The 7,599-nt window shown below is 58.7% G+C and carries 6 protein-coding genes; 2 read left to right on the top strand and 4 right to left on the bottom strand.

What is annotated here, in order from left to right; all coding sequences use genetic code 11:
- Positions 1-75 precede the first annotated feature (75 nt).
- The 3 genes from QZY03_RS29065 to QZY03_RS29075 all read right to left on the bottom strand — a co-directional run bounded on the left by QZY03_RS29065 (position 76) and on the right by QZY03_RS29075 (position 1,236).
- Positions 76-450 carry a hypothetical protein gene (locus QZY03_RS29065; protein WP_295587389.1) on the bottom strand — a complete coding sequence of 125 codons (375 nt, stop codon included), beginning with the start codon at positions 448-450 and terminating at the stop codon, positions 76-78.
- A gap of 32 nt (positions 451-482) precedes the next feature.
- Positions 483-800 (bottom strand): Druantia anti-phage system protein DruA, encoded by a 318-nt coding sequence (locus QZY03_RS29070; protein WP_295587391.1) that lies wholly within the window; start codon positions 798-800, stop codon positions 483-485.
- A 94-nt stretch (positions 801-894) separates the two neighbouring features.
- Positions 895-1,236, bottom strand: coding sequence for a hypothetical protein (locus QZY03_RS29075; protein WP_295587393.1), 342 nt, complete (start codon positions 1,234-1,236; stop codon positions 895-897).
- Between the two features lie 695 nt (positions 1,237-1,931).
- Between QZY03_RS29075 and QZY03_RS29080 the strand changes: the two genes are divergently transcribed.
- Entirely contained in the window at positions 1,932-5,036 is a 3,105-nt protein-coding gene (locus QZY03_RS29080) for a CRTAC1 family protein (protein WP_295587394.1), read from the top strand.
- A 1,062-nt stretch (positions 5,037-6,098) separates the two neighbouring features.
- On the opposite strand, the gene QZY03_RS29085 is transcribed toward QZY03_RS29080, so the two are convergent.
- Complete coding sequence (locus tag QZY03_RS29085) at positions 6,099-6,494, bottom strand: hypothetical protein (RefSeq protein ID WP_295587396.1); 396 nt, start codon at positions 6,492-6,494, stop codon at positions 6,099-6,101.
- 724 nt (positions 6,495-7,218) lie between these two features.
- On the opposite strand from QZY03_RS29085, the gene QZY03_RS29090 reads away from it, so the two are divergent.
- Positions 7,219-7,392 carry a Uma2 family endonuclease gene (locus QZY03_RS29090; RefSeq protein WP_363169815.1) on the top strand — a complete coding sequence of 58 codons (174 nt, stop codon included), beginning with the start codon at positions 7,219-7,221 and terminating at the stop codon, positions 7,390-7,392.
- Positions 7,393-7,599 lie beyond the last annotated feature (207 nt).

Here is a 7,599-nt window from a genome sequence, read left to right on the forward strand (position 1 = left end):
GGTCAAGGCCCGTCTCGCCGCCATGGAGGCCGGCTATTCCACCCGGATGGGCGCCGCCCTGCGTCACGCCGCGCACTACCTGGCGGCCCGCCAGGCGGAGAAAAAGCTGATGCTCATCCTCACCGGCGCCTCGCCGGGCGGCGGCGCCGGCTCGCTGGCCAGGAGCGCGGTGATCTCCACCGCGGGCAGGGTGCGGTCGGGGCGCCGCGGGGCCGGGAGCGTGACCCGCACGGCACGCAGTTCTTGATGAACCGTGCGCGCCGTGACGCCGTGACTGGCCGGCCGCTCGAAGGTGGTCGCGGCGAGCGGCGCCGCGGCCAGGTGCTGACGCAGGGTCTCGCCGTTGGCCAGGATCCGGTCGTGCTGGCCGCGCACCAGCCAGTCGGCGGCGGTTTCGGGACAGGGGGCCTCGACAAACAGGTCATCGATGTCGGCCTCACGGTCGGCCACATAGGTCAGGCGGGTGTTGGGGAGTTGCTCGGTCAGCTCGTCGACCTGCCGGTAGCCGTCCGCGGCGTCTCCACAAAGGTCTCCAGCAGCACCGGGGGCTCGCCATAGCGCAGGGCGAAGTCCTCCCCGACCCGCCCCGCGGCCAGCGCCAAGATCTTGGAGGCGAAGTTCTTGACCTGCACCCAGGGCAGGATGAGGAACCGGGCGTTGTTGAGTACGCGCCCCAAATGGGCCTCGCGCGTGGCCGGTTCCCAGCCGATCCAGCGGTCACGCGCGGCCACCTTCCAGACCGCCGCACCGAAGCCGAGCGCGCCCAGGATCCCGTGATCCCAGTGGATCAGATAACGCAATTGCGCACCGGGTAGCGGGGGTGTAGCCCAGGTAGTGGTAGCGCGCGATCAGCCCGTTCCATAACCGCGAGGCGGGCTTGCCGGCGACTGGCACTCAGCGCAGTCCGCTCAGTTGCCCGACCGTGCCACCCAGCGGGCGCTCCGCCGGCCAGGCCGCGGGTTGCTTGGCCAGCCCCCGGCCGTTACCGTTACCGTTACCGTTGCGTGGCGCCGGCAGCGCAATCAGGCCCGCCCGGTGCAGGCGCAGCAGTCCCACCCGGCAACTCATCAGCTTCGGGCGGCCAAGCGTGTCATGCCACCCCAGGGCGCCGCACACCCGCCGCGCCACTTCGGCACGCAATGGCGGGGCGGCGGCGTCGATGGTCCGCCGGATCGTCTCGAGGTCCGCCGCACTCAGCGGTCGTCCGCACAGCTTGCCAACACTTGCCTCGGTCATCTACCTTTGCCCCATCGGTCGTGATGGGGGCGGATTTCACCACTTCCGCCGTGCTGTGTCCAGCCCTGGCAGCCGCAGCCGGCCAGCAAAAATGTGGGTAATAGTCAGACGTAGGACTCGATCGTTATCAGGCGCGCGGATGCCAGACCCGTGATCACCGCATGGCGTAAATCATTAATATTTTGAGACAATTAATCTGAGCGCTTGCCACATCACCCACACTCCAGCTAGAATCTTGTCCGCATCAGTTGTACCGCGCTGCGGAGATCCGATATTGTCGAAGAGGCGGTTCTCGTGGCTGCCATCCGGCCACATCGACGCACCCAACGTCTAACGCATCGGCATCGCGCGACGGCACTAGAGTTATTTCGATCAAGCGGGCTTATCCGCATCACCCCATGTTTTCGCGCTGGTGGAAACACATTACATTTATGGCGAAAAGTTTATCGGAGGGTGAATAAGCGCAGCGCGGTTCACCAGCGCCGACGCGAGAATTGGCGAATTGCGCTAACCTAGGTCCAGCCGACGGGCGGAATGATGATCAAGGCCAACACGGGATTAGAACGTGCCGCTGCTACTGGCCATAGCGCCTCGCGTCGTTCTAAACGACAGGACGACCATTCCGGTTAGGCTCATTTGCTGTCAAACGGGGTGTCTTGTTCAAAACTTTGGCTCACATTTGGAGATTCAAGACTATGGCAAAGCCTGGCAATTTGACGGCAAGCTTAATCGCGATCGGGTTCTTCGCTAGCAGCCCGGTTTTGGGATTTGTCGAGTTTGAAGACGTGACTCCAGGCAGCGGCGTCGCCAATTTCAGTAAGAGCTGGGGCGCATGCTGGGGAGATATTAACAACGATGGCTGGCTGGATCTGTATGCGAATAACCACCAGGAAACCCATACACTATACATAAATCAGCAGGATGGTACCTTTCTTAATCATCCGGAACTGTTGGGCTTTGATGGCCCCATTCCGAACAACGACGCTCATGGTTGTGCCTGGGGTGACCTCGACGGCGACGGCGACCAGGATATGATCGAGTTAAGCGGCGGAAATGGTGGGCGCGAGGTCTGGCCAGGCATGGCCAACCGCCTCTATATTAACGACCATGGCGCTTTGAGCGACAAAGCGCATGATTATCAGATGGCGGTACCGGAAGGTCGCTCCAGGACACCACTGCTTTTCGACTACAACAACGACGGCTTGCTGGACGTGGTGCTGACCACTCTTTCTCAGGATGATGGCTTGGCCCCTAGTACTCTGATGCGTAACGAGCTGACTTCCTTTTCGGATGTGGGAGCGCAAGTTGGCTTTAATTTACAAACCTCCACTCCATTCGCCCAGTTGGCTGATTTGTCGCAGGATGACAAGCTGGATCTCATTGCATGGCGCATGAATCCGGAAAAATGGATGGTCCATGACATCGGGCAGACACCGTTTGATGACATTTCCAGCTCGGTACTCTCGCGCCCGCTACTTACGGGTGACGCGGCGATTGCCGACTTTGACGGTGATCTGCGGCAGGATATATACCTTGCTTATTACATGGCAGCGCAATCTGAGGTCGTAGTGGCCAATGGTAAAGAGCTACGTTCTTCGATGGTCACGTCTGGCAGCGCAAAGTACATGAGTACCACGTTTACAACTGACGGTGTGATTACCGCTGATCTTGTGGCGCCATGGTTCAAAGTAGGCGATATCAACATCGGTTCGGGTTCCCTGCACCCCACGTCCCAGAAGTTGTCACTCGATCCGGAAGATGCACAGAATCATGGTCGGCCAGTCTTCACTGAAGGCGTTAGCAGGGGAGTGTATCTTTGGTTCGACCCCAACCAGAAAACCTGGTCCTTGGCGATTAGTTCGCCTAATCCTCTCCAGGGCGCTGCCGATTCGGTCTTTGCGCTGTTCAAATCGTTGAGCAACATCAGGTTGGGGGCGGTTGTGGGTGTGAAGTTAGACGCGCCCTTCCCCCCGGATCTCGTGCACCTGGGAGATCCTGAGGGCCTCTCTGAAGTGCGGAGTGCTACCTGGTTGTCCGGCGTGCCCGCGTGCTCCAGTCAAGGGGTTGTGGCGGGTGACTTTGATAACGACATGGACGTGGACCTCTATGTCGTCTGCTCCTGGCAGACTTCCAACTATCCGGACGTGTTTCTGGAGAATGTGGGCACGAGATTTGTCCCGGTTTTTGATGCTTTTCCCGGTCAGGCAATCCAAGACGGTGTCGGTGACAACGCCGTGGTCGCCGATTTCGACAATGATGGTTTCCTCGACTTATACGTCATGAATGGGGCGGGCGCGATGCCTTTTGCCCATGGCACCCACCAGCTCGTCAGAAATAAGGGAAATAAGAACCACTGGCTGGAGGTTGACTTGGTGGGTGTTAACTCAAATAGAGACGGGGTAGGGGCGACAGTCTATGTCACCGCGGGTGGAGTCACGCAGGTCAGAGAGCAAGGTGGTGGCATCCATAGAAACGTGCAGGACACCCATCGCCTTCACTTTGGTCTGGCGGGAAATGAGACTATCCAAGAGGTTAAGGTCGTCTGGCCATCCGGTATTGAGCAGTTTATTACCGATGTAGGGGCTGACAAGGTTGTCAAGTTATACGAGCCGGTCCATCCGGTGGTGATAGGGCAGCCGGCCTTGCGCCCGTTTAGAACGGCAGGGATTCTGGTCGGTAGGGATACTGTGGATTCGCCTTACCGGTTAGCAGTTATCGGTGACAACGACGAGAGCCTATATGAGATCCTAGTCGTTTCCACGAGCACTCTTAACATCGTCGCTGCGCCCTCCATCGACCCACAGAGTGGGGAAATGATCGCAACGTGGCCAAAAGGTTTCAGGGCCGTTTTGAAGTCCGGCCAGCGGGTGAAGGAGATTTTGGTTTCTGCACCTGTCGATGCGGCGCTAATCCTGGCCGTGAATAAGGATGGTCGCCCGAACCTCAACTCGGTCGTGATTGGGGGGGCCTCCGACGAAGCAGTTCCCTTAGGATGGATCAAGGCGGTTGACTCTTATCCTGCCATGCCTGTCGTTGATTTGGGCAGGCAGTCCGGCGTCTATGCGGGGATCGGGGATGATCGTGTTTCCATGCGCTGGACTGCTGCGTCGCAGCAGCAGATCAGCAATGCGGTGCTATTTAGCAGTGAGGAGAAAGTGGTAGTCGATCGATATGGGATTCAGCCGCAAGATCATATCGTCTCTTATGACAACGGCGTCGTTTACGGCGGCAGTACCGATGCCGGGCGGTGGGCAGGTTTGGATGTCCACCCTCAAGAGCGGAACAGCTTGGTGGCTATCATCAATTTGCTGAATACGGAGCGCGGGAGAAGCATCAACTCATCTGATCGGTCGGCCTTCGGGGCGCCGAATGCGACATTGCTGAATTCTTTTTCGCCCTACGAGAAACCGGTTCTGGAGAGAGGCATCGATGATGGACTATTCGTATGGAAGGATACGGACGGACGGTGGGTGTTAAGGGCACAATCGAGCGCGGGTACGAAGACGTTTAAAGGCAAACTGACGTCGGATCAACCTCTTGCTGTTGCCTCAACCAGATCAATTGAGGCACCAGACAAATTGATCGCAAATCCCGACGGGTCCATATCATTCGAACTGACCGTGACCGCGCCGTGGGAAGATGAATTTGTAATCAGCGTCGCTCGAGGGGCTACAGTCATGTTGGATGTTACACCAACGGCACCTGGCTTGGCTGTCAAGATCGGCAAAGAAAAATACCGGCCGGAGTCGGGTGTCGTTTGGCTTGGCGGTAGTGCACCGAAATTCGTTTTCGATTATTAAGGTTGGCGAAGTTCTGGGCCTTGATCATCGTTCCGGCCGGCCGCGGACGGTCCGCACAGCGGACCCTACGGTAACACCGTGACCTGTAGGGTCCGCTGTTCGGACCGGCGACCGTACCGATCGCGCGGTGGCCGGGTTTATGACGAAGGCCAAGTTCTGCAGGTCCTGGGGCGCGGCCGATCACTTGGGCCTGCTAGGCATCGTCTATCACAGTTGCCCATTACAAGGGCCAATCGCTATTACCCTCAGTGAGGTTGGCTCGTGAAGTGCTCGCAATCCTGCCAACACCGAAGGACGATCCGCAACCATTTCAACGTGAGCGCACGCACCGCGGCATTAGGTGGCGAGCAGGCGCGGCGCGAAGGTGGGTGCGGCGCCGGGGAAGCTCGCGAAGACGTCGGCGTCGGGATGCGCATCGAACGCCTTCGCGTAGGGCGCACGCCCATTCATCAATGGCCTCCGGGCGATGCTCCATCCAGCCCCGGGGGCTCGCGCCGCACGCTGTCGGCCGCCTGAAGGCAAAGATCATGCTCGCGGTCGGCCCAGTCGATACCGACCAGTGCCGAATCGTTCGCCGTGTCTGGTGTCCTGATACCCTCCAACTGAAAGGTTTCACTTCGGATAGCGACGGGAGCACACGCTACAATGCAAGTCGTTTCTGCGAATGCAATATCGACAGCCGTCGGCGACGGCCTCTGAGAGTTCGTTGGCGAAACGACACACACCTCCGGACGCGAACGAAACGTTAAGAGCGTCGCACGCTACAAGCCAACTATTCGTAGTCCGGTGGCGTCATCAGCCCGTCGTGCTGGGTATAGCATACCGGGCGGACTCGGTGGGTTGGCACCGACGAACGGTGCCGACCTGCAACAACACATGATGAATACTAAGCGCCAGTCGGAGCAACTATATTCCGGCCAAGGCGGCGTGTGCCACCGATGAGCCCGCAAGCCAGCACAACGCCCGTGGCGCGCGCTCGCTCTTTCATCTCTTTGCCCCTCTTTGACTCCTCGATCTTTTGCCTCACCTATCGCTCTTGATAAGCCTTGGCATCGTCTCCAGCTATTGATACCGCCCGTTACTTATATACTCCTGAAAACCCTCACGAGCCTCATCAATGAGAAGTCGAAGCTGATCTTCCGGGACACGACTTACTCTAATACCGCAACGTTCTGCTTCTATACTTAGATTGTTGGCTATCTGGTGTCCTGGGATAATAAGCTCCTTTGGGTATTGCCTTTTATGACCATATCCGTTATTCAATATACGCTTGGCTTCTGTTTCAGATAATTCTTTCGATTCTGAAGGTACAAAACCTGTATCAAGAATAAAGCAACTTGCCGCATCCATTAATGCAAAAACATTGAAATCACCATCGCGATCAGTGACAACTGGAGCGTCATTTAACTTGAAAATAATCCATGTTTCATTTACTTGACACTGGTTTGGATGAAGCATTAGATGCACCTCTTCTGGAAACCTAAAGGCTAAGCGTTTGTTGGACTCATCCGATCTTGGTACGGTGCCCGCTGCGGGCACGGCCTTATTTAGAGAGAGAATTGTATGCCCACCGGGGTCGCCGGTCGGTGCCGGACGGCACCTCAGCACCTGGGCGACGGCCGGAGCGGCGCAAAGCAGGCATCCGCGGGGCTGAAAAGAGGGCGTTTGCGGGTCGATTGTAGACCATTTTTCCGAAGTGCGGCGCAGGCGCGGGCCGCGGCCTTGATCATAATCCCGGCCAGTTCGCCGACAGCGAGACTGCTGGTCCGCACAGCGGACCGACGCACCCGGCCGGAACGATGATCGAGGCGGGTGACGGCATGGCGAGTGATCGGACAATGAGCGCATTCGCAAGCATCAAACAAGGGCTGGTCGAGGCAACCGCCCATTCCAGGGGCGTGAGGGCTGGGGTCGTCGCGTTTCGGCCGCAGATGGACGTTAGCGAATTGGAGACACAAAGCACACCAAGAAAAACGGATAGAACGCGTCGGGCCGATCACCGCGCGGGTGACCTGTGCGACCGACCTATCGCGTTGAATCTCTTCGCCACCGACGGAGTCCACGCTATGCACCAGCCGGCACTGAAGCAAAACTGCTTCACTACCGCCGCTGGCCAGACTATGTCGCACCCTTCGACGTGCGCTTGCCGAAGGCCAACGAAGCAGACGCCTAGGCGGACACCGTGGTCCAGCCCGGCATCGCCGTGATCTGCGACTCCGGGAAGCTCGACGTGGCCGGCTGCCGTGGTGCGCCCGAGCGGGTGGTCGAGGTCCTCTCCCGCCGCACCGCCGCCAAGGACCAGGGCGAGAAGCGCGACGTCTACGAACGGGCCGGCGTCCGGGTTGTGCCGGTGTAGCAAGATCCGCAGGGGGCTGCAGGGGCGCCTAAAGTCGCCCCTTCACGTCGGTAGATCATTTCCCGAAACATGCCTATCCGGTTGTCTCAGGTAACCCCAAGGGGTAGTGGTTCAGCCTTACCGTCGGCCTTCCCCGTCTTCGGACACTGGGCCTCGTTCATCGGTTCGTCTCCTTCTCGGGTGTCGATGTCTGATGATCGTTAGAAC

Origin of the sequence: uncultured Lamprocystis sp. (assembly GCF_903933125.1) — a bacterium.
In the GTDB taxonomy this organism is placed as follows: domain Bacteria; phylum Pseudomonadota; class Gammaproteobacteria; order Chromatiales; family Chromatiaceae; genus Thiodictyon.